Source organism: Trinickia soli (genome assembly GCF_002879855.1).
GTDB lineage: Bacteria > Pseudomonadota > Gammaproteobacteria > Burkholderiales > Burkholderiaceae > Trinickia > Trinickia soli.
On record NZ_PNYB01000001.1, the window covers coordinates 1 to 22,096 of the forward strand.

General features: G+C 61.8%; 19 protein-coding genes. 13 read left to right on the forward strand and 6 right to left on the reverse strand.

Annotation, left to right across the window (positions count from 1 at the left end):
- Nucleotides 1–35 precede the first annotated feature (35 nt).
- The 4 genes from C0Z19_RS00005 to pdeR all read left to right on the forward strand — a co-directional run bounded on the left by C0Z19_RS00005 (nt 36) and on the right by pdeR (nt 5,760).
- Nucleotides 36–533, forward strand: a complete 498-nt coding sequence (locus tag C0Z19_RS00005; RefSeq protein ID WP_102608130.1) for a TPM domain-containing protein — start codon at nt 36–38, stop codon at nt 531–533.
- A 198-nt stretch (nt 534–731) separates the two neighbouring features.
- The gene (locus C0Z19_RS00010; RefSeq protein WP_102607760.1) at nt 732–1,844 is read left to right on the forward strand and encodes an extracellular solute-binding protein; all 1,113 of its coding nucleotides are present in this window, start codon (nt 732–734) and stop codon (nt 1,842–1,844) included.
- The gene (locus tag C0Z19_RS00015) at nt 1,841–3,619 is read left to right on the forward strand and encodes a GGDEF domain-containing protein (RefSeq protein WP_102607761.1); all 1,779 of its coding nucleotides are present in this window, start codon (nt 1,841–1,843) and stop codon (nt 3,617–3,619) included. The genes C0Z19_RS00010 and C0Z19_RS00015 overlap by 4 nt, the downstream gene beginning before the upstream one ends.
- Nucleotides 3,620–3,756: 137 nt before the next feature.
- Nucleotides 3,757–5,760, forward strand: coding sequence for a cyclic di-GMP phosphodiesterase (gene pdeR, locus C0Z19_RS00020; protein ID WP_102607762.1), 2,004 nt, complete (start codon nt 3,757–3,759; stop codon nt 5,758–5,760).
- Between the two features lie 40 nt (nt 5,761–5,800).
- On the opposite strand, the gene C0Z19_RS00025 is transcribed toward pdeR, so the two are convergent.
- Both C0Z19_RS00025 and C0Z19_RS00030 read right to left on the reverse strand, forming a co-directional pair.
- On the reverse strand, nt 5,801–6,667 hold the full coding sequence (locus tag C0Z19_RS00025) for a crotonase/enoyl-CoA hydratase family protein (protein WP_102607763.1): 867 nt from the start codon (nt 6,665–6,667) through the stop codon (nt 5,801–5,803).
- Nucleotides 6,668–7,061: 394 nt separating this feature from the next.
- Nucleotides 7,062–7,874, reverse strand: coding sequence for a transporter substrate-binding domain-containing protein (locus tag C0Z19_RS00030; protein WP_102607764.1), 813 nt, complete (start codon nt 7,872–7,874; stop codon nt 7,062–7,064).
- Nucleotides 7,875–8,070: 196 nt separating this feature from the next.
- Here C0Z19_RS00030 and C0Z19_RS00035 point away from each other — a divergent pair, with 196 nt between their 5' ends.
- Nucleotides 8,071–9,192, forward strand: a complete 1,122-nt coding sequence (locus C0Z19_RS00035; protein WP_102607765.1) for a hypothetical protein — start codon at nt 8,071–8,073, stop codon at nt 9,190–9,192.
- A 261-nt stretch (nt 9,193–9,453) separates the two neighbouring features.
- Here C0Z19_RS00035 and glgX read toward each other — a convergent pair whose 3' ends face one another.
- Nucleotides 9,454–11,643 carry a glycogen debranching protein GlgX gene (gene glgX / locus C0Z19_RS00040; RefSeq protein ID WP_102607766.1) on the reverse strand — a complete coding sequence of 730 codons (2,190 nt, stop codon included), beginning with the start codon at nt 11,641–11,643 and terminating at the stop codon, nt 9,454–9,456.
- A 74-nt stretch (nt 11,644–11,717) separates the two neighbouring features.
- Nucleotides 11,718–12,674, reverse strand: coding sequence for a universal stress protein (locus tag C0Z19_RS00045; RefSeq protein WP_102607767.1), 957 nt, complete (start codon nt 12,672–12,674; stop codon nt 11,718–11,720).
- Nucleotides 12,675–12,839: 165 nt separating this feature from the next.
- Between C0Z19_RS00045 and C0Z19_RS00050 the strand changes: the two genes are divergently transcribed.
- Nucleotides 12,840–15,131: a heavy metal translocating P-type ATPase gene (locus C0Z19_RS00050; RefSeq protein WP_102607768.1), complete on the forward strand. Its 2,292-nt coding sequence runs from the start codon at nt 12,840–12,842 to the stop codon at nt 15,129–15,131.
- A 34-nt stretch (nt 15,132–15,165) separates the two neighbouring features.
- Here C0Z19_RS00050 and C0Z19_RS00055 read toward each other — a convergent pair whose 3' ends face one another.
- Nucleotides 15,166–15,783 (reverse strand): LysE family translocator, encoded by a 618-nt coding sequence (locus C0Z19_RS00055; RefSeq protein WP_102607769.1) that lies wholly within the window; start codon nt 15,781–15,783, stop codon nt 15,166–15,168.
- A 101-nt stretch (nt 15,784–15,884) separates the two neighbouring features.
- Nucleotides 15,885–16,286, reverse strand: coding sequence for a homoprotocatechuate degradation operon regulator HpaR (hpaR, locus tag C0Z19_RS00060; RefSeq protein ID WP_102608131.1), 402 nt, complete (start codon nt 16,284–16,286; stop codon nt 15,885–15,887).
- 181 nt (nt 16,287–16,467) lie between these two features.
- Between hpaR and C0Z19_RS00065 the strand changes: the two genes are divergently transcribed.
- The 7 genes from C0Z19_RS00065 (at nt 16,468) to C0Z19_RS00095 (ending at nt 22,081) form a co-directional block, all read left to right on the forward strand.
- Nucleotides 16,468–17,229 carry a fumarylacetoacetate hydrolase family protein gene (locus C0Z19_RS00065; protein WP_102607770.1) on the forward strand — a complete coding sequence of 254 codons (762 nt, stop codon included), beginning with the start codon at nt 16,468–16,470 and terminating at the stop codon, nt 17,227–17,229.
- Complete coding sequence (locus C0Z19_RS00070; protein ID WP_102607771.1) at nt 17,226–17,984, forward strand: fumarylacetoacetate hydrolase family protein; 759 nt, start codon at nt 17,226–17,228, stop codon at nt 17,982–17,984. Before C0Z19_RS00065 ends, C0Z19_RS00070 begins: the two co-directional genes overlap by 4 nt.
- Nucleotides 17,985–17,999: 15 nt before the next feature.
- The gene (gene hpaE, locus C0Z19_RS00075) at nt 18,000–19,457 is read left to right on the forward strand and encodes a 5-carboxymethyl-2-hydroxymuconate semialdehyde dehydrogenase (protein ID WP_102607772.1); all 1,458 of its coding nucleotides are present in this window, start codon (nt 18,000–18,002) and stop codon (nt 19,455–19,457) included.
- A 60-nt stretch (nt 19,458–19,517) separates the two neighbouring features.
- Nucleotides 19,518–20,381 (forward strand): 3,4-dihydroxyphenylacetate 2,3-dioxygenase, encoded by an 864-nt coding sequence (gene hpaD / locus C0Z19_RS00080; protein WP_102607773.1) that lies wholly within the window; start codon nt 19,518–19,520, stop codon nt 20,379–20,381.
- A gap of 20 nt (nt 20,382–20,401) precedes the next feature.
- Nucleotides 20,402–20,800, forward strand: coding sequence for a 5-carboxymethyl-2-hydroxymuconate Delta-isomerase (locus C0Z19_RS00085; RefSeq protein WP_102607774.1), 399 nt, complete (start codon nt 20,402–20,404; stop codon nt 20,798–20,800).
- A 74-nt stretch (nt 20,801–20,874) separates the two neighbouring features.
- Nucleotides 20,875–21,678, forward strand: a complete 804-nt coding sequence (gene hpaH / locus C0Z19_RS00090; protein WP_102608132.1) for a 2-oxo-hept-4-ene-1,7-dioate hydratase — start codon at nt 20,875–20,877, stop codon at nt 21,676–21,678.
- 22 nt (nt 21,679–21,700) lie between these two features.
- On the forward strand, nt 21,701–22,081 hold the full coding sequence (locus C0Z19_RS00095) for a YunG family protein (RefSeq protein WP_175083974.1): 381 nt from the start codon (nt 21,701–21,703) through the stop codon (nt 22,079–22,081).
- Nucleotides 22,082–22,096 lie beyond the last annotated feature (15 nt).

Here is a 22,096-nt window from a genome sequence, read left to right on the forward strand (position 1 = left end):
GTGAGCGGCGGCGGCGCTTCGGGGAGGTGGTGAAGATGAAGCCCACACGTATCGTCAAGCACTGGCTGACCACCCGGTGGCGCGTGGACCGCGCATTTAACCGAGCGGACCTGTACGCCATCGAAGAAGCCGTGCAGACATGTAATGCCGGGCTTGTCGGCGAAATCTGCTTCGTCATCGAAGGCGCACTGGATAGCGCTGCGTTATTCCGGGACCAGTCGCCGGGGGAGCGAGCGATCGAGGTGTTTTCGCAACTTCGCATATGGGACACCGAGCACAACAATGGCGTGCTGATTTACGTATTGCTGGCGGACCACGCCGTTGAAATCGTGGCCGATCGAGGCGTGAATGCGAGGGTGGGCGCAGACGAATGGCAGGCCATCTGCCACGCGATGGAAGCGGCATTTCGGCGTGGCGCCTACCGTGACGGTGCAATAGAAGGCATTCGAGCCGTTGCGCAGCACCTCGCACGGCATTACCCGGCGAACGCCTCAGGCCGCGATGAGCTACCGGATGTCCATGTCATGCCGTAATGCATGGCAGTCGCTGGCGTTGTCGAATGCGCCGCACGGATACGAGCGAGCCGTATTGCGTGGTTAGCGGGGAACTGGCATATTGGCGCGTGCATGTCACTCGGCGGATCGATGCCCACGAAACTTCGTAAGGCATGGCGAGCCGACATGCGATACGACAAGACTTCAAAAATGTGTCACACGTGAGGCGACATCATTATGGTCGTTCTCCGAAACATACGGGGATGGCTTGCCGGCTTTCGCGGCGGCAGCCTCGTCACGCCTTTGGCGATCCTGCTGTTCCTCCTTTCGTGCTCGTGGACGCGCACGCTCGCGGATCCAGGCTCTCCGCATAACGCGGTGCTGCGCGTGCTTGCGTGGCCCGGCTATGCCGATGACGATTGGGTCAGCGCCTTCGAAAAGCGCTTTCATGCCAAGGTCGAAGTCACATTCGTCGATTCCGATGAAGCGTTATGGGCCCGCATGCATAGCGCCGTGCCGCCCCCGTACGACGTATTGGCCGCCAATACTGCCGAAATCGAACGTTATGCGCATGCCGGCTTGCTGATGCCGCTCGATCCATCGGCGATTCCGAACCACCGTCTGCAGCGTGCGGCGTTTCGGAAGCTGGAAGCGATCGGCGGGCTTGTCGATGGCGGCAATACGTTCGCGATGCCGTTCACCTATTCGTCGATGGGTCTCATCTACGATCGCAGGCAGGTGGCGGTCGCGCCGCATTCGATGCGCGCCCTATGGGATCCGCGCTACCGCGGCAAGGTGCTCGACTTCAATAGCGCGCAGCACAACTTTTCGTTCACTGCACTCGCGCTTGGCTATCGCGATCCGTTTCAGCTCAACCCGGCCCAGATGCGGACGGTCGCGCGCGAGCTCGTTGCGCTGCGACGCAATCTTCTGACGTATTACACGCTGCCGGAGGAAGCAACGGCGCTGTTCGTGCAGCATCACGCGGCGTTGATGTTCGGCAACTACGGTACGCAACAGGTCGAGCTGCTGCGCCGGGCCGGCGTCGACGTCGGATACGTGATTCCAGACGAGGGCGCACTGGCATGGCTCGATTGCTGGGCGATTACGCAAGGCGTAGGCAATCGCGAGTTGGCCTACTACTGGATCAACTACATGTTGGAGCCCACGATCGGCGCGCAGCTTACGCAGCGCGAGGGGCTCGCAAATACCGTGACGCCGGCTTCCAACGATGAAGTGGAGCCCAGCCGGCGGCTCGTCTGGCTCCAGCGTGTCGAAAGCATCGGGCAACGTGAAGCGCTCTGGCAACGTATCGAAGCGGGCGAGCGGCTCGGGAGTTTCCCGAAATGAAGGCGATCAGGCTCGGGCTCACTGCCAAGCTATCGATCCTGCTCGTTTGCATCGGCGTCGGAGCGTCGGGCGCCACCGGCTATTACGCGTATCGCGCCAATCGCGTGATGCTGATGCAGGAAGCGGAGCGCAGCCTGCTCACGTCGACGCAGTTGCTCAGCCAGCGCTTCACGGCCGCGCTCGGCGATGTGGCCGACGACGCGTTGGTGCTGGCGACTTTGCCGTCATCGGTCGACGCTGCCCGCGCCAAGGATGCAGCGGGCGGTCGGCACCCGGGAACAGCGCAGGTGTTTTTGCGATTCATGGCGCATCACCGCGAGTATCTGAAGATCCGCCTCATCACACGCGCCGATCACGGGCTCGAACGGGTACGCGTCGAGCGTCAGGCGCAGGGCCTTGTCGTCGCGCCCGAAAGCGGGCTTCGCGAGAAGGGCCAGTTTCCGTATGTCTTCAATACGCTTTCGACGATGCCGGGGCATGTCTATCTCTCGCCGATCGGCCTCACGCCCCAAACCGGTGCGCCCATGGACGCCAGCCTCCCAACCATGAGGATCGGCGCGCCGGTTGTCGATGCAAGCGGGGAGAAGGTCGGCGTGATCGTCATCGATGTCGACCTGGCTCGCGTCTTTCACCGGCTCGACAATGATTTGCAAAGCGGCTACCAGATCTATCTTGCGAACGAGTGGGGCGACTTCCTGATGCACCCCGATACGCGTCTCACCTTCGGATTCGAACGCGGGCGGCGTGAGTTGATGCAGGCGAGCTTTCCGGCCACCCGTGCACTGTTCGACGGCGCCCTCACTCAGGTGACCTTCAACGGCGCGTCACAACCGGGTCACGCGGGGGCGCCGACGCAGGCCTTTGCGGTCGTGCGCTCGCCGTTCGGCACGGTCGACGGCAATCGCGCCATCGTGCTCGGTCTGGGGCGCTCGCTTACGACTGTGCTCGCGTCCGCGCACGCGCTGGGTCACCAGATCGTACGCATGGTGTTGATTTGGAGTGCCTGCGCGATCGTATTCGGGATTCTTTTCGCGCGCGCATTGACCGGCCCGCTGCGCGTGCTGGCCGATGCGGCGACGCACGTGTGCGACGACACGGACCGCGAGCATCTTCCCGTTTCCCGTTCCGACGAAATCGGTGTCCTCGCGCGCTGCTTCGAGTGCATGTGTCGCGAGATTCGCTCGCAGATGAAGACGCTTCATGCGAAGCAACAGGAGCTGACCCACCTGGCCGCGCACGATACGTTGACGGGCCTGCCGAATCGAATGCGATTCATGGAGCAACTGGAGGCATCGATTCGGCAGGCGTCGCACGCAGACGAGAGGCTGGCCGTGATCTTCGTCGATCTCGACGGCTTCAAACAGATCAACGATCAGTTCGGGCACTCGGCCGGAGATCGTACGCTGGAGGTCGTGGCGCAGCGGCTGCGCGAAGTGCTGCCCCGTGACGACGTGGTGGGGCGCCTGGGTGGAGACGAGTTCGTCATCCTCGTTCGTCGCGTTCGATCGCCCGAAGATGTCCACGCTTGCGCGCATCGCGTCCAGGCGGCCATGGACGAGCCGATCGGGTTTGATTCGCATCGTATGAGCGTGGGCGCGAGTATGGGCGTCAGCGAATTTCCGATCGACGGCGCCAATGCCGCCGAATTATTGGCGAAGGCCGATGCAGCAATGTATGCGGCGAAAACGTCGCCATATCGCCGTTATATGTATTATCGGGAGTTGGGAGAGATTCGCCCGAATGGGGAGTGCGCGACAATCAGCCGTCTTGCGTAAGGCAATGGATCGAAGAAATTGACATGATTCGAAGCGCAATTGTGGTGCATAAAACGGGTTCTTCATGGAATGCAACTTGCTCGATGGAGCGTTGCGTGTCGGCAGTGAAATTACGCGATTGACCAACGGGGCCAGCTATGTTTGACGAAAATGACTGCGCGATATTGGAAGTCCTTCTCGGAACGAAAAGCCCCTGTTGGCGGCTCGGCAGCGACAGCAACGCACTCGAACTTGCCGCCGTGCGCGGCCTGACCAATGTCAGCGTGGCGCTTACCGCGGCACAGGCGGAAGCGATTCGCAGCCTGACGGGCGTCACCTCGCACCTGCAGCTCGATGTGACGCTATTCGGGCACGCGGTGAACCTTCACCTCGTCGGCAAAAAGATCAATCTGACCGACTGGGCCGGCACGGCATCGGACCATAACGATACGTCGTCGGTTGCGGCAGCGCTAACGAGCGGACTCGCTTCGGCCGAGCAGGTCGTATCGGAAGTCAATTCGCTCGTCGTTATTCTCGATCGCAACGGCATCGTTCAACGTTTCAATCGGATGTGCGAAGAAGTCACGGGCACGCGCGAAGTCGATGTCATCGGCAAAAGCGCGTTCGACATGTTCATGAGCCCGGACCAGGGCGAGCAGTCGCGCACCAATATCGCCCAGTTTTTTGCAAGCGGGCATTCGTTCGAGGTCGAACGCATCATCAATACGATCGACGGCCCGAGGCTGTACCAGTTTCGCAACAAGTTCGTGCGTAGCGGTAGCGGGGTCGATGAAGTATTCATCATTTGCTCGGGAACGGACATTACGGCCGAGCGCGATGCGCATAAGCGCTTGCAGGAACTCGCCTCGAAAGACGTTTTGACCGGGCTCATGAACCGCTACGCGATCAACGCGACGATCGAGTCGGCGCTGGAGGCGGCGAGCGACGATCGGTCGCACGTGCTGGGCGTTGTGTTTCTGGATCTCGACAACTTCAAGCGCGTCAACGATCACTTCGGGCACGTCAACGGTGACCGCCTGATCAAGCGCGTGTCCGAAATCGTCAGCGACTGCCTGCCGGAGGGCGCGACCGTCGCCCGGCTCGGCGGCGATGAGTTCCTGATTCTGGTGGACCCCTGCACGCAGGCGCTGCTCGAGACACTTGCCGAAACGATCATCGATCGCCTGCGCGCGCCTATCCACCTGGATCTGATGGATGCGTACACCAGTTGCTCGATCGGTATCGCCGTCTATCCGCAGCATGGCGAGACACTCGAGGCGTTGATTTCGCACGCGGATACGGCGATGTACGCGGCCAAGGAAGCGGGCAAGCATACGTATCGCGTGTTCTCGCCCGAGATGAATCAAAAGGTGGCCAAGTGCATCTGGCTCGATACCGAACTTCGCCGGGCGATAGAGGAAAAGCAGTTCGTGCTTCACTACCAGCCGTTGATCAATCTTTGCACGGGGCGCCTCCATAGCGTCGAAGCGTTGCTTCGCTGGCAGTCGACGAGCCGCGGGCTCGTTCCTCCGGGCGAGTTCATTCGCTTTACGGAAGAGTCCGGCCTCATCGTTCCGATCGGCCGCTGGCTGATGCAAGAGGCGGTCTCCCAGGCGGAGCATTGGCGCGAAAACGGGCTCGACATCCGCATTTCGATCAACGTATCCGCGCGTCAGTTGCGCGACGCGGAGATCGTCAATCAGCTGCGCGAACTCGTCGAGCGAAGTCACTCCACGCGGACGTTGATCGATATCGAATTGACCGAAAGCTGCTTCATCGAAGATGAAAAGGCCGCCGTGGAACTGATGCGGCAGTTCAAACAGTTGGGCGCGCGCATTCTGCTGGACGATTTCGGTACGGGGTATTCATCGTTGTCGCAACTCACGCGACTGCCGATCGACGTGATCAAGCTCGATCGCAGCTTCATCACGGGAATCGATCAGAACTTCCAGGCGCAGTCGCTCGTGCGATCGGTCCTGAGTCTCGCGCGCGCCTTCGGCTTCACGATCGTGGCCGAAGGCGTCGAAACGGAGCGCGAGGTTCAGTTCCTGAAGGACATCGGAGTGGACTACGCGCAGGGCTTTTTCTATGCCAGGCCGATGGCGGCCGATACCTTCGAGGCCTGGCTTGCCGATAAGAAGAAGCTCAGGCTGATTGCCTGAGCTTCGCCGCGGGTTGGCGATAGCCACGCGGGGCCATCGCTCAGGGCACGGCCTTGAGCTTGGAGACACGCCTGTTTTGCAAGATGACCAGGCGTTCCATGAAAGCGATGTCTTTCTCTTCGAGCATAAAGGCGGCGTGTACCCAATCCTCGGTGATCTCCATGAGTTCGGCGCGCGAAAGCGGTAGCACGCGCTGGCGCGCGCGCAGCATCGCGCGCGTGCCGTTGAGCATCGGACGCATCACGTCGATGAACGTCCTCGTCGCCATCATGGCATCGCCGGGCTCGAACACTTCATCGACAAGCCCTTGCTCGGCATGCCATTCCGCGAAGCGCGATTCGCCGGTGCTGATCAGCGTTTCGGCGACGCGCATGGTCGATTTGCGTGCAACGAGCGAATACCCGCCCATTCCCGGAAAAAGATTGAATGCGATTTCGGGAAATCCCATTTTGGCTCCTTTTTGCGCCAGCACGTAATGGTGTGCAAGTGCGGCTTCAAAGCCGCCGCCTAATGCGCTACCCTCGACCATTGCGATACTTATCGCGTCTGTGCCGAAGCCATTGTAGATTTCCCACACGCCGTCGATGCATGAGCGCGCATAGGCCATGAGGCGATCGCGTTCGCCCTTGCGGATGACGTCGACAAAGAAACTGAGATCGCCCCCAATGTTGAAGATTTCGGGGACGAGCGATCCGGTCACCCAGAAATCGAAGCGCAGTCCCGATTCGCGGGCCACACGGGCCAGCCGGATGATGTCCGTGACCAACTGCTGGTTGAAGCAAGGGCGCGGTGCGGAGCGCAACATCATCCACATCGTGCGGCGATCCTCCTCGTAGTAGGCCTTCAGTTGGCTAAATTCGCCTGCCTCGTGAAAGGGGCGGCATCCAGAGTTGACTTCGAATGGCATTGTTATTCCTTTTGCTGTATGGCGTTGGATAGAACTGCTCGCAAAGGGCCGATGTGGCCTTTGAAGCACCGCCAATTTAGCGTGTCGGAATTGCCCGGTTGAAGTGACTCAGTGGAATTTCGGCGGACGGATTACGCGTGCATCCGCTTTCGCGTGGCGCAAAGTGCGCCGAATAAGTCGATTTTGGTCGATTGATTACGCGCGCAAACGTTAAACGGGAACGACGCACGACATCGCATTGAGCATGCGATGTTGCGATCGAACGTGTTGGGGTGCGACAACGGCAACCGGATGTCGCGTGCGAGGCGGAGCGTGTGATGCCGCGGCCGGAGGCTCGGCCGCGGAGCGCCCCGGGCCGAATCATCTTCTGATCCGGCCCGGGAGGAGATCGCAATTACTGCGCAACGGGTTGCGTCACGTCCGTACCGAACCAATGCATCGAGATCTTTTTAAGCGTCCCGTCCTGTTTCATCGCGGTCAATGCATCGTTGATCGCTTTTTCAAATTGGGGGTTGCCCTTGCGAAACGGTATTCCCATTTGCTGTTCGCCGCCCGGCAGGATCTCGCCCGTGCGAAGCGGAAGCTTTGACGTCTTGATGATGGACGGCAGCATGAGCCGGTCGTCCAGCGTGGCGTCGATGCGACCCGATGCAAGATCGCTGAGCTTTTCCGGCGCCCCGGGGTAGGTCTGGACGTTGATGCCAGGGACCGCTCTTGCCATTTGATCGTAGTTCGTGCCGAGCGTGACGCCGAGTTTCTTGTCACCCTTGAATTCGGCTAGCGACTTGAAGTCCCGCTTATCGTCCGCACGCTGGATCAACTGCGCCGCCGAGTACGTGTAGGGCTGACTGAAGTCGAGCATCTCCTTGCGCTGCGGAGTGATCGTGACCTGGTTTACGATCACGTCGAACTTGCCCGCCTGCAATCCCGCGATGATGCCGCTCCATTCGGTCGTGATGAATTGCGGTTTCACGCCGAGCTTGGCCGCGACGGCCTTCGCGACATCCACATCGAATCCCACCAGTTCGCCTTGGGCATTGCGCGAATTGAACGGCGGGTATGTGCCTTCCATGCCCACGCGCAGCACGTGGTTCGACTGCACCGTTTGCAACAGATCCTCGGCGTGAGCGCTTGTTCCGATAAAGCTGAACGCAGCGGCAAGCGCCACACCGCGCAACAGTGCGCTGATGATTTTCTTCGACTGCATTGTCTCCTCCTTGGTATTGATGCTTCTGACGAGGTGTGTGCAGCGCGGACATATTTGTCCGATCGTTCGCACGACGAGCAACGGTATCACTTTCGGCAGGCCGCGCCTACTCGGATCTCCTAAACGGGCCCTGCCGGGTACGAAGCATGCTGTAGAGCTAAGGCGCTTATTCCGTACCGGATCCCGGAGACAAGTCATGGCCGACCTCAACGCACCGCTCAGAACAACCGCATTGGCCGAAGGCCGCGCCGAATGGTGGCCGCATGCCGGAGTCGTTTCATGGAGCGCCGTATTTGCAGGCGCAGTGGCCGCGGCGGCATTCGGGCTCATCCTGTTGGCGCTGGGGACGGGTCTTGGGCTCGCCGCGCTATCGCCTTGGCGCTCCGCCAGCGCGAGCGCGTCCACGTTTGGGTTTGCCGCGATCCTCTGGGTTTGCGTCACGCAGATCCTGACATCGGGGCTGGGCGGCTATCTGGCCGGCCGGCTCAGGCACCGGTGGCCGGTGGTGGAACTCGACGAGGTGTACTTCCGCGACACGGCGCATGGCTTTTTGACCTGGGCGCTGGCGACGCTCGCGACCGCAGCCGTATTCGCCGCGCTGCTGCCCGCGGCCGGCCGCGCGGGGGCACAGGTTGCGGCCAACGCGGCATCGTCGACGCCGACCGTCGATCGCGGCGACGCCGCCGCCGCGGAAAATCATTGGCCAATCGGCTACTACGTAGATTCGTTGTTCCGCCAGCCGGTGGGAGCCACAGGGCAGGCATTCTCGAATCCGGCTGCCGCGGCGCCGGGAACCTCGGCGCCGGCGCCTGTTGCGAGCGTCATGAGCAGTGGGCCTACCCCCGTATCGACGTCATCGACGCCATCATCGTCCAACGCCACCGCCAACGCGACAAGCGGCGCAGTGGTCAGCCCCGTCGCGACGCCCACTGTGCCGGCGACGACCACGGCCGAAGCGCCGGCCACGACGAATGAGCCCGCGCCGATGAACACGCCGCCCAAGCGAGAGGTGACCCGCATCTTCCTGAACAGCCTTGCAACCGGCGATCCGCTGTCGCCCGCCGATACCGAATACGTAGCGAGGATCGTTTCACGCTATACGGGCCTCACGCCGCAAGCAGCGTTGGCGCGCGTCAGCGCGACGTATTCGCAGCTGCAGCAGAAGGTGAGCGCGATCGAGAACGCGGCTAAAACGGCGGCGGACCACGCGCGTCGCGCGGGCGTGTCCGCTTCGCTCTGGCTCTTCGTTTCGCTGTTGATGGGGGCATTCGCCGCGAGCTTCATGGCCGTCTTCGGCGGCCGCCTGCGCGATGTTTGATCGTCCGCTGCGGTGACGTAACACGATGGCGGATTTTTTCGACTGATCCAACGACCGACCCAACGACCGACCCAGGAGGCACTATGCGTTCGATCCTGCTTTATCTGCTCGGTGTACCGATCCCGATCATCATCCTGATCGCTCTGCTGTATCACTAAGCGCATCATCCGCCCATAAACCCGCGCCCTGGCACGTTCGGGGCGTAATCCATCCGGTGTGCGCCGGCGGCCGGTCGTCACCCCCGACCGCGCCGCCCGCGTGTCATTTCGAGCCGGTGTCCTCGGTCAATTTCTCCTCGAGACTCATGAAGATCCGGCGAGTCTGGCCTTTGGCGTGCAAGGCAAAGAGCAGCAACGAGCGTCCCGTGACCTGGTAGACGTCGCCCGATTCGAATTCGGGTAATTCGTCGCGCACAGGCACGTTCGTATCGATGAGGCAGCTCCACTGATCGCTGCCGGGGATGTCAGGCAGCCTGAATTCGACGACATCGTGATGTGCGTTCATCACGATCAGCAGCGTGGCATCGGAGGCGGGCCGCCTGATGCCGCTCGTTTGCGCGCGACCATCGAGCAGCACGCCGAAACAGCGCATCTGCGGATCGTTCCACTGTTCTTCCGTGAGGTCGGTGCCGACGGGGCTTACCCAGCGCACTTCCGAGAGTTGCTGGCGTTCGTCGAATTGGCCCGTCAGGAACCGATTGCGTCGCAAGACAGGTAGCGTATGACGCAGCGTCGTCAACTTGACGACGAAATCGGTCAGGGCACGCCCGTTATCGTCGATACCGGCCCAGTCGATCCAGCTTATTTCGTTGTCCTGACAATAGGCATTGTTGTTGCCTTGTTGCGTGCGGCCGAATTCGTCGCCGGCGACGATCAGTGGCGTGCCTTGCGAAAATAGCAGCGTCGCGAGCAGGTTGCGCTTTTGTCGTTCGCGCAGCGCAATGACCTGCGCATCGTCGGTAGGCCCTTCGACGCCGCAGTTCCACGACTTGTTATCGCTGTGACCGTCGTTATTGTCTTCGCCGTTCGCGTCGTTGTGCTTCTCGTTGTATGAGACGAGGTCGTGCAAGGTAAAGCCGTCGTGCGCCGTGATGAGGTTGACGCTGGCCCACGGCCGTCGGCCGCGCCGGTTGAACTTGTCGCCGGAACCGGTGATGCGACTGGCCAGTTCCGCCGCGGCGCCATCGTCGCCTTTCCAAAACCCGCGCACGGCATCCCGGAAGCGGTCGTTCCATTCGGCCCAACCTGGAGGGAAGCCACCGACCTGATAGCCGCCGGGCCCGCAATCCCAGGGTTCGGCGATCAGCTTCACGCTCGAGAGCACCGGATCCTGCCGACAACTGTGCAAAAAGCCGCCGCCTTCGTCGAAACCATAGGGCTCGCGCGCGAGAATGGTGGCGAGATCGAACCGGAAGCCGTCTACGTTCATCTCGCCGACCCAATAGCGCAGGCTGTCCATCACCATCTGCAGCACACGCGGGTGAGAGAGGTTCAGCGTGTTGCCGGTACCCGTGTCGTTGATGTAGTAGCGCTGTTGATCGGGCAGAAGGCGGTAATACGATGCGTTGTCGATGCCTCGAAACGAGAGCGTCGGACCGCGCTCGTTGCCTTCGGCCGTATGGTTGTAGACGACATCGAGAATCACTTCGAGCCCCGCGTCGTGATAACGGTCGATCATCTCCTTGAATTCGCCGATCGCACCCGCGCCGCGCGCAAAGAATCGCGGATCGGCCGCGAAGAAGCCGATCGTGTTGTAGCCCCAGTAGTTCGTGAGGCCCTTATCGAGCAGATAGCTGTCGTTGACGAACGAATGGATCGGCATCAGCTCGATCGCTGTGACGCCCAGCCGCTTGATGTGGTCGATCACTTGCTGTTGGCCGAGGCCCTCGAAGGTGCCGCGCAGTCGTTGGGCGATGTCCGGTCGCCGCTTCGTGTAACCGCGCACGTGCAATTCGTAGACGATCGTGCGATCCCACGGCACACGCACGCGCATCGGGTGCGTCCACGAAAAGTTTTGATCGACGACGACGCACTTCTGCACGAATGGCGCACTGTCTCGTTCGTCGAACGTCAGATCGTCGCCGTCTGCGCCGATCGTGTATCCGAATATGGCGGGATCCCACTTCAACGTGCCGACATGTGCTTTCGCGTAGGGGTCGAGCAGCAGCTTGTTAGGATTGAATCGATGGCCGGCTTCGGGCTCGTAAGGCCCATGCACGCGGTACCCGTAGACGGCGCCCGGTTGCAGGCCGTCCACGTAGACATGCCAGACCTCGTCGGTGAATTCGGGCAATTCAATCCGTTCGAGCTCTCGCTGGCCCTGCTCGTCGAACAGACACAATTCGACTTTGGTGGCATTCGCCGAGAACAGAGCGAAGTTGACTCCGGCGCCATTCCAGCTTGCGCCGAGCGGAAACGGAAGCCCTTCCGCGATCGATGTGGTACCCGGCATGTTCGCCCTCGGCGTTGTCGTTTTGGCGCGAGAGCGATGCAAGTTGCGTACCTGATGCGTGTGGGGGCGGCTCGCTATTGTTCAGCTTGATTGAAATGAACGAGCAGGACCGGCGTCTGGGCCAGGCGAGCGACTCGTTCGGCGACACTGCCGAGCATCCAGCGCGCCACGCCGCGCCGCCCGTGCGTGCCCATGACGATCAGCTCCGCATTCCAGTTAGCGGCTTCGCGCACGATCGTGTGCGCGATGTCGTCGTTCGTGTGCGCCGTCTTTGCCAGTCGCGTATTCGATCGGCTCGATACTTCAGCCAGCAATGTCTTCGCCGCGGCCAGGGCCTGGGTGCCTTCTTCGATGAACGCATCCTCGAGCACATCGATCGGCACGAGATCGGATAGCCGCACGGCTCGATCGATGACATACAGCGCCAGCAGCGATGTCTCCGGCGTGGCGAAGCGCATGCCGTACTTCAGTGCCTGCGTCGCATGGGGGCTCCCGTCCACCGCGAAAACGATGCGCTGGGGCAATTGATCGGCTTTGATGGAGTAGCTGCCGGGCACGATCAACGTCGGGCACCGCGACAGCCGTGCCAGCGGTTCGGAGACCGTACCCTCGATCCATCGGAGTAAGCCGTGGGGCTGGTGCGCGCCCGCCACGACGAGATCGGCCCCCCATTTTCTGGCGGCGTCGAGCAACGCATGCACGACATCGCCACGGTGTTTCGATAGATCGATTTCCTCGGTTTCCACCTGCAGATCCGATCCGGCGAAGATCTTCCGAGCATTGGCAAGCGCTTGCTCGGCGTCACGTGACAACTCCTCTCGTGCGGCTTCCAATGCGGCGCCGACGAGCGAGCCCATGGGCACGAGCGCACGCGGATTTTCGGCAACGCCGACGAGGCGGACCGTGCCCCCGTGCGCGACGAGATGACGGGCGTAGACGGCAGCGTGTTGCGACGCCGCCGATCCATCGATTGCAATCATCACTTTGGCGGGAAGGGGCGACGTTTGGGGATGGGACAGCGAAGCGTTCATGATGCTTTCCTCCGAGGTGGCGGCGGTCTTTTCCCTGGAAATTGTGTTGCCGAACCGGGATTCATCGTTTGATGAAGGTCAAGCCTATGCGCTTGCTTCAGATCAAATCGCGTCCTCGTACCGGGCAATAGCATCGGCATCAGAAGGCTTTGGGGCGTATTTCCCATGTCGCGTTTTCGATTTTCCGCCGACTTCGTGTTGTTGGTGATCTCAGCCGCAACGCTGACGGCCGGAGCCGTGCTCTTTGCGCTGGGCCTCGCCACGATCGCGCGCGCCGTCTGGTTCATCGGCGCTTTGCCGGTGCTGCTGGCGCTGGCCCTGTCGATCGGCAAGGCGTTGCTCGAGCGCAGGGCGGGCGTCGACATTCTTGCGTTGCTCTCGATCGGCCTCGCGCTGACCCTTCGCGAAACCGCCGCGGCGGCCGTCATTGCTTTGATGGTCGCGAGCGGGCGAGCGCTCGAACGATACGCGCAGGACCGTGCAAAACGCGAGATGACAGCACTGCTCAGTCGGGCACCGCGTGAGGCCGTTCGATGGGAGAACGGACAATGGGCCAGCGTGCCGCTCGAGCAGGTGCGCCCCGGCGACCGCGTGATGGTGCGCAGCGGCGCGTGCGTGCCTGTCGATGGTGCGCTGAGTGGCGCCGCTCAGTTGGACGAATCGACGCTCACGGGGGAATCGGAGATCAAGCAGCGGGAGGCGGGAGAAGGCATCTGCAGTGGCGCCGTGAATGCGGGTGCGCCGTTCGAGATGGTCGCGTCCGCACGTTCCGACGACAGTACGTTCGCGGGCATCGTTCGCATGGTTCGCGCGGCTCAGCAGGAGCGCAGTCCGGCCGCTCGACTTGCCGATCGCTATGCCCTGTTCTTCGTGCTCGTATCGCTTGCGCTCGCGGGCGCGAGTTGGCTCATCGCCGGTGACATCGGGCGAGCGCTGGCGGTGCTGGTCGTGGCCTCGCCGTGTCCGCTGATCCTCGCTGTGCCGGTGGCGATCGTCTCAGGCATGTCCCAATGCGCGAAACGCGGCATTTTGATCAAAGGCGGCGGCGCCTTGGAGCGGCTCGCGCAGGCATCCATTCTCTTTTTCGACAAGACCGGCACGCTCACCGGCGGGCGGGCGCGTCTCGTGTCGATCGACTGCGGACCGCAGACGGATTCCGACACTGTCTTGCGATATGCCGCGTCGTTGGCCCAGGCGTCCGGCCATGTCATTTCCGAGGCTTTGACGATCGCCGCACGGGAGCGAAACCTCAGTTTGTCCATGCCGTCGGATATTGCGGAAACCGCGGGTGCGGGTTTGGTCGGCACTGTCGATGGCCGCCGCGTCGCGATCGGCAGCTTCGCCTATGTTTGCACGCACGCGGCGGTGGCGCCGTGGAGCGAGCGCCTCTTGCGCAACATCGGTTACGAAGGCGGCGCGGCCGTGTTCGTCGCCGTCGACGCGAATATGGTCGGCGCCGTCCGCATGGCCGATCAGCTGCGATTGGAGACACCGAGAGCATTGCGTCTGCTCAAACGCGAAGGCATCAAGCGGCTTGTGATGCTGACCGGCGACAGGCGCGATATCGCCGAAACGGTGGGTGCATTACTGGGTGTCACGCAGGTCTGTGCCGAGCAGACGCCGGCCGACAAGCTTCGCGCTATCGAAGCGGCGCGGGCCGACGGCATCGTGCTGATGGTCGGCGACGGCGTCAACGATGCGCCGGCGCTGGCCGCGGCGGACGTGGGGGTTGCGATGGGCGCGCGCGGTGCGGGCGCTGCATCCGAGGCTGCGGACGCCGTATTGCTCGTGGACCGCCTGGACCGGCTGGTGGACGCCATCCGTATCGCGCGGCACGCGCGCCGCATTGCGGTGCAGAGCGTAGTGGTCGGCATGGCGCTCACCATCGCGGCGATGATCGTCGCAGCGTTTGGCATGCTGCCGCCGATAGCGGGCGCGCTGCTGCAGGAAGTCATCGACGTGGTCGTCATCGTCAATGCGCTGCGGGCTTCGCGGGTTCGCTCGTTGGTTGCAGCAAGCGAATTGCCACAGGCCGACGTGCGGCGGCTCAAAGCGGAACATGAGGCGCTGGCGCCGGTGCTCACGCAAATCAGAACGCTGGCCGACGGCCTGCCCCAGCTGTCGGCCGCGCGAGTCGCAGCGGCGCTGTCCGATGTCAACGAATCGCTTGATCGTCATTTGATTCCGCATGAGCGCAGCGACGATGCCGACGTCTATCCCCGCCTCGCGTCGCTGCTCGGTGGCGACGACCCGCTTGCGGCAATGAGCAGCGCCCACCGCGAGATATTCAGAACGGCGCGGCTGCTCAGGCAACTGGCCTCGAACCTGCCGGCCGACGGCCCCGATCTCGTGCAGTTGCGCGAGGCTCAGCGTCTGCTCTATGGGTTGGAGGCGATCGTACGATTGCACTGCGCTCAGGAGGAAGAGCTTTTCCACACGATGAGTGCGGGGGGCTGACGATCGCCGCGACCGTGGCGCGCACCGCTCCCGCTTACGACAACCCGTGTCGGAACATCGGCGCGATCGACGCGATCAACAATGCGGCCATGGTCCAGTTGAACGCGCGCAAGGCGGTCGGGCCCGAGAGGAATCGCCTCACGGCGAGACCAAATGCGGCCCACACTGAAATGCTCGGCAAATTGACGATGGAGAAGGCAATAGCCAGCGAGAATGCGTTGAGCAGCAGATTATCGCTGACGTGAAACGCGGTTGCGCCGGTGATCACCATCATCCATGCCTTGGGATTGACCCACTGAAACGCTGCGGCTTGAATGAACGTCATCGGACGCTCATTGGCGTCACCCACCGATAGCGCGCCAGACGCCGCGATCTTCCATGCCAGATAGAGCAGGTAAGCCACGCTGAGCGCTTCCATGACCGGATACAACGCCGGCACTTTCGTGAAAATCTGGCCGAGCCCCAACGCGATCGCCATCATCATGATCATGCAGCCGCAGGTGATGCCGAGCATGTGCGGCACCGTGCGGCGAAAGCCGAAATTCACGCCCGACGCCAGCAGCATCGTATTGTTCGGCCCGGGTGTGATTGACATCACCAGCGCGAAAGTCATGGCGGCGGAGAGCGCGGCGTAAGGAAGGGCTGCGAGCATGGCGGCGGATCCATCGTCAGTTGATCGGTTTGATGGAGTGTACGTGTAGTGTCCGTAACAGTACCGGTACAGTTCGTTGGATAATCGGCGATACGGAGCAGTCAGGTGCGCTCCAACCCCTCGAGCAACGCATCGACCGCACGATAAACGCGCTCGACGACCTGTCGCCCCATCTGCGATTCGAGCTCGGCATATCGAGCCTCCACTTCGCCGATCAGTGCTTCCACGAGCTCGAGGCTGGTCGCCGTCAGCGAGACGAGGACGCGTCGCTGGTCCTCGGCGAAGCGTTCTTTCGTCACGAGATCGGTTGCCTCCATGCGGGCGAGCACACCGGCCATGCTCGGGCTCGAAATCGTGCAGAGATCGGAGAGCTGGCGCGGCTCCAGCGGCCCGCGCTCGTGAAGCGCACGCATGATGCGCCATTGCTGCTCGGTCAGCCCGTGCGCAGAAAGAAGCGGCCGGAACCGCTCCATCATTTTTTCACGCGCTCTAAGCAACAGCATCGGCAGGTTGCGATGCGATACGGCTTGTTTCGTCTTGGCGACCATAAACATAGAGATCGAAGAAGCACTGCCGGGCGTGGCGCCCTGGGGAAAACCCGCGGCCAACCAGCGGATCGTTGACGGCGGATCGCAGTGAGCCGAATAATACTAACATGTGAGTGAACAACGAAGGCCACCGCGGATGTATGCTCCAGCCGATCATCTGATTCACCTGCTCGACGAGCCGCTTGCACGCGATGTCGACGCGCAGTCGCTGCGAGCGCTGCTTGCACGCGGGGTGGCGTGTCGCCCGCCCGTGAGCGCTGCGGTCTATGGCGTGTTGCTGAACGACGCGGGCGCACTATCGGCCCTCGGTGATGCCGTTCACGCGCCACCGTACAAGGCGCCCCCGAATGCGCCCGTGCTTTACGTCAAGCCGCGAAACACGCACGTGGGCCATCGCGCGCGCGTCATGGTGCTCGAAGGCGTGCCTGGCATACAGGTGGGGGGCTCACTCGGCATTGTCATCGGTCGCACGGCGTCGCGCGTTCCCGCCGATGCCGCGCTGCAGTTCGTCGCGGGCTACACGATCGTCGCGGATCTGAGCGTTCCGCACGAGAGCCTGTATCGGCCGTCGGTGCGGTTTCGGGCGCGTGACGGGTTTTGCGTGATCGGTCCGGCCGTTGTGGCGAGCCGGCATGTTCCCGATCCAGATGCGCTTGGCATCGTGATCGATGTGGAGGGGAAGCCCACCTTCGAGGCGCACACTTCGACCTCGATCAGAGGCGTCGGACGCCTTATCGCCGAGGTCACCGAGTTCATGACGCTATCTTGTGGCGATGTGCTGACACTCGGTGTGCCGCACGGCGCGCCTCTCGCGCCGGCAGGCGTCGACGTGCGCATTGCGATCGCCGATTGGCCGCCGCTCGGGTTCTCGACGATCGCCGAACGGAGTGCTCCATGATGCGCGGCCGCGTCGCCTTTGCCGGAGCGATTCACGAAGCCTACCCGCACGAGCGGGGCGTCCAGCTCGCAGACGGCCGCATTCGTGGCGAGGACGAGGTCGTGTGGCTCGCGCCGATCGAACCATGTACGATCTTTGCGCTCGGCCTGAACTATGCCGCGCACGCGAGGGAATTGCAGTTTTCGAAGCAAGAGGAGCCGCTTGTTTTTTTGAAAGGACCGGGCTCGGTGCTGGGCCATCGAGGTGTCACCCGCCGGCCATCCGATGTGACATTCATGCACTACGAGTGTGAACTGGCTGTCGTCATCGGCCGCCCTGCGAAAGCGGTGAAGCGCGACGAGGCGATGCAGTATGTCTCGGGCTACATGATCGCTAACGACTATGCGGTTCGCGATTATCTGGAGAACTACTACCGCCCCAATCTACGCGTGAAGAATCGCGACGGCGGCACCGTGTTGGGCCCGTGGTTCGTCGACGCTGCGGATATCCCCGACGTCACTCAGCTGGAGCTGCGTACCTACGTTAACGGCGCTTTACGTCAGCATGGCAACACGCGCGATCTGGTCACCGACATCCCTTCATTGATCGAGTACCTGAGCAGCTTCATGACGCTTGGACCCGGCGATGTCATCTTGACGGGCACGCCGGAGGGCGTCGTCAACGTCGATGTCGGCGACGAAGTGGCTTGCGAGATCGATGGGCTTGGCCGCCTTCTCAACGTGATCGGATCCGACGCGGACTTCAACCGCGTTTGATCATTTAGGACTGCTATGCGAATCGAACATCTGATCAACGGCAAACCGACGGCCGCCCGCCACTACTTCGAAACGGTCAATCCGGCTACGCAGGAAGTGCTGGCCGAGGTGGCGAGCGGAACGGCGCAGGAAGTGGACGCGGCTGTGCGCGCCGCCAAGGACGCATTTCCAGCTTGGGCCGCGAGGCCGGCCGTTGAGCGGGCCAACCTCCTGCGCAAACTCGGGGAACTGATCTCGAAGAATGTGCCGGAGCTTGCCGACATCGAAACGCGCGACACCGGGCAGACGATTTCGCAAACGCGCAACCAGCTTGTGCCGCGCGCGGCCGACAACTTTACGTATTTTGCCGAGATGTGTACACGCGTCGACGGTCACACGTACCCGACGCAATCGCATCTGAACTACACGTTGTTCCATCCGGTCGGCGTCTGTGCGCTCATTTCGCCTTGGAACGTGCCGTTTATGACGGCGACCTGGAAGGTGGCGCCTTGCCTGGCGTTCGGCAACACGGCCGTTTTGAAGATGAGCGAACTTTCTCCGCTGACGGCGTCGATGCTCGGTCAACTCGCGCTCGAAGCAGGTATCCCGGCTGGCGTTCTCAACGTGGTCCACGGTTATGGCAAGGACGCGGGCGAACCGCTCGTTGCCCATCCGGACGTGCGCGCCGTGTCGTTCACGGGATCCACTGTCACGGGGAACCGCATCGTCCAGGCGGCCGGACTCAAGAAATTTTCGATGGAGCTCGGCGGCAAGTCACCGTTTGTGATTTTCGACGACGCCGATTTCGAGCGCGCGCTCGACGCGGCCATCTTCATGATCTTTTCGAACAATGGCGAGCGATGCACGGCGGGCTCGCGCATCTTCGTGCAGAAAGCGATCTATGCGACGTTCGCACAGCGCTTTGTCGAGCGGGCGCAGCGGCTGACCGTAGGCGATCCGCTCGACGAACGCACCGTCATTGGCCCCATGATCAGCCGGGCGCATTTGGCGAAGGTGCGCAGCTACCTCGAATTGGGCCCGAAGGAGGGCGCGACGCTCGCCTGCGGAGGCATCGGTTCGACATCGGTGCCCGAGGCCATGAATCAAGGCAATTTCGTGGCGCCCGCTGTATTCGTCGATGTCGATAACCGGATGCGTATCGCCCAGGAAGAAATCTTCGGCCCCGTCGCGTGCTTGATCCCGTTCGACGACGAGGCACAGGCGATCCGTCTCGCCAATGACATCGCATACGGTTTGTCGAGCTACGTCTGGACGGAGAATGCGGGCCGCGCGCATCGCGTGGCGGCTGCAATCGAAGCTGGCATGTGCTTCGTCAATAGCCAGAACGTGCGCGATCTGCGTCAGCCGTTCGGAGGAACGAAGGCCTCGGGCGTTGGCAGAGAGGGCGGGACGTGGAGCTACGAGGTGTTTCTCGAGCCGAAGAACGTCTGTGTGTCGCTCGGTTCGCATCACATTCCACGCTGGGGCGTTTGATGCGCAGCCGGTGGTGTTACTTAACTCTCTGCAGACTGAGCGCAACCTGAGGAGACCGCGATGGGCAAGCTCGCACTGGCCGCCAAGGTCACACATGTGCCGTCGTTGTATTTGTCGGAGCTCGATGGCCCGCATAAGGGCTGCCGTCAGGCGGCGATCGACGGACACCATGAAATCGGCAGACGGTGCCGAGCGCTCGGCGTCGATACGATCGTCGTGTTCGATGTGCATTGGCTCGTCAACAGCGAATACCACATCAATTGCGCACCGAAATTCGAAGGCATTTACACGAGTAACGAGCTGCCGCATTTCATCAACAACATGCACTACGCGTATCCGGGCAATGTCGGGCTCGGGGAGCTGATTGCCGACGTGGCGAACGAGATGGGCGTCAAAACGCGTGCGCACAGCGCGACATCGCTCGACCTCGAATACGGCACGCTCGTGCCGATGCGTTACATGAATACGGATCAACACTTCAAGACAGTATCGGTGTCGGCCTGGTGCATGTGGCACGACCTTCAGACGAGCGCGCGTTTCGGTCTGGCCGTGCGCAAGGCGATCGAGGACCGTTACGACGGCACCGTGGCGATCCTGGCAAGCGGTTCGCTCAGTCATCACTTCGCCAATAACGGCATGGCCGAGCAGTTCATGCACAAGGTATGGGATCCGTTTTTGGAGCAGGTCGATCGTACGGTCGTCGCGCTATGGGAAAAAGGCGACTGGAAGACCTTTTGCGCGATGCTGCCGATGTATAACGAGAAATGTTGGGGCGAGGGCGGCATGCATGACACGGCCATGCTGCTGGGCGCGCTCGGTTGGGATCGATACGAGGGCGAAGCCGAAGTCGTCACGCCCTATTTCGGCAGCTCGGGAACGGGGCAGATCAACGCCATTTTCCCTGTCAGTCCATTGCCGTTGTAATTTGCCGAAAGGATGCGCACATGCCACATCTGACGCTCGAATATAGCGATGGCCTTGCCGATGACGACAGCATGGCGATGCTTTGTCGCAAGCTCGCACGGTGTCTGCAGGAGCAAAAGGACGGCGACCGCTCGGTGTATCCCGTGGGCGGCATTCGTGTCCGGGCGTTGCGTTGCGAGATCTACTGTATCGCCGACGGTGTAATCGACGCCGCGTTCCTGCATGGGAATCTGAAGATCGCTGCGGGGCGTTCGCCAGCCGTTCGACAGGCCACAGGCGATGCGCTGTTCGATGTCATGAAGGCGCACTTCGCCGAAGCATTCGAACGGCAGGGGCTTGCGCTTTCGCTGGAAATCAACGAGTTCAGCGAGGCCGGTAGTTGGAAGCACAACAACCTGCACGCACGGTTGAAGGGTTGATGGGTTAATGCGTTTATGTGCAAAAGGGCGACGCGTCGACACGCGTACGCACGACGAGAACGAGAAAGCTCATCATGCTGGACGAGACGACAATTCGAGAGTTGGCAGCCAAGCTCGATCATGCCGAAAAGACCCGCACGCAACTGCGCCATTTTTCGGCCGCTTATCCGCAGATGACGATTGCGGACGGCTATGCGATCCAGCGCGAGTGGGTCAAGCTGAAACTGGCTGAGGGCCACGTCATCAAAGGCCGCAAAATTGGTTTGACGTCGCGCGCGATGCAGCGTGCGTCTCAGATCGACGAGCCCGACTATGCGCCGTTGCTCGACAGCATGTTCCTCGAAGCCGGCCGGGACATTCCGATCGATCGCTTTATCGCGCCGCGGGTGGAAGTCGAGTTGGCGTTCATTCTGAGCAAGCCGTTGAAAGGCCCGGGCGTCACGCTATTCGACGTACTCGATGCGACCGCTTACGTGACTCCGGCCGTCGAAATCATCGATGCCCGGATCGAACAGTTCGATCGCGAGACCAAGGCGCCGCGCAAAGTATTCGACACGATCTCCGATTTCGCAGCGAATGCGGCGGTTGTCACGGGCGGGCGGCCTGTGCGTCCCATGGATGTCGACTTGCGTTGGGTGGGCGCGCTGCTCTACAAGAACGGCGTCGTCGAGGAAAGCGGGCTGGCCGCCGCAGTGCTTAATCATCCGGCGACAGGCGTTGCTTGGCTTGCGAACAAAATTGTTGCGTACGACGAGGTTCTGAACCCCAACGACTTGATATTATGCGGCTCGTTCACCGCACCGATTCCCGCGCGCGCGGGCGACACGTTTCACGTCGATTACGGCCCGCTGGGCGGGATCGCTCTCAATTTCGTTTGATCGGAAAAACAGGACGTCCGTCATGAATCAGGAAGATCAGCAATGCGCGCTACCGAAGACCTTCGCGACACCGCTCGACCTCTATAAGGCGATCTCGCAGGTATGGTCGGCCGATACGTCGAGCCCCACCAACGCTTGGTCGCCCACGAATCCGGCGCAGAATCATTGCAGCGTGACCGCGCTCGTCGTGCATGATCTATTCGGCGGCGACATTCTTTGCACGCGGACATCGGGCGGTACGCATTTCTACAATCTGATCGACGGCAGAAAGTGGGATCTCACGGTGAGCCAGTTCGCCGAGCCTATTCCTTACGACGACACGCCTTCGAGTCGCGAAGCCGCAATGGCGGATACGTCGCGGGAAAAATACGCGCTGCTGAAGGCGAGGGTCGGCGCAAGCTGAAAGGCAGAACCGAAT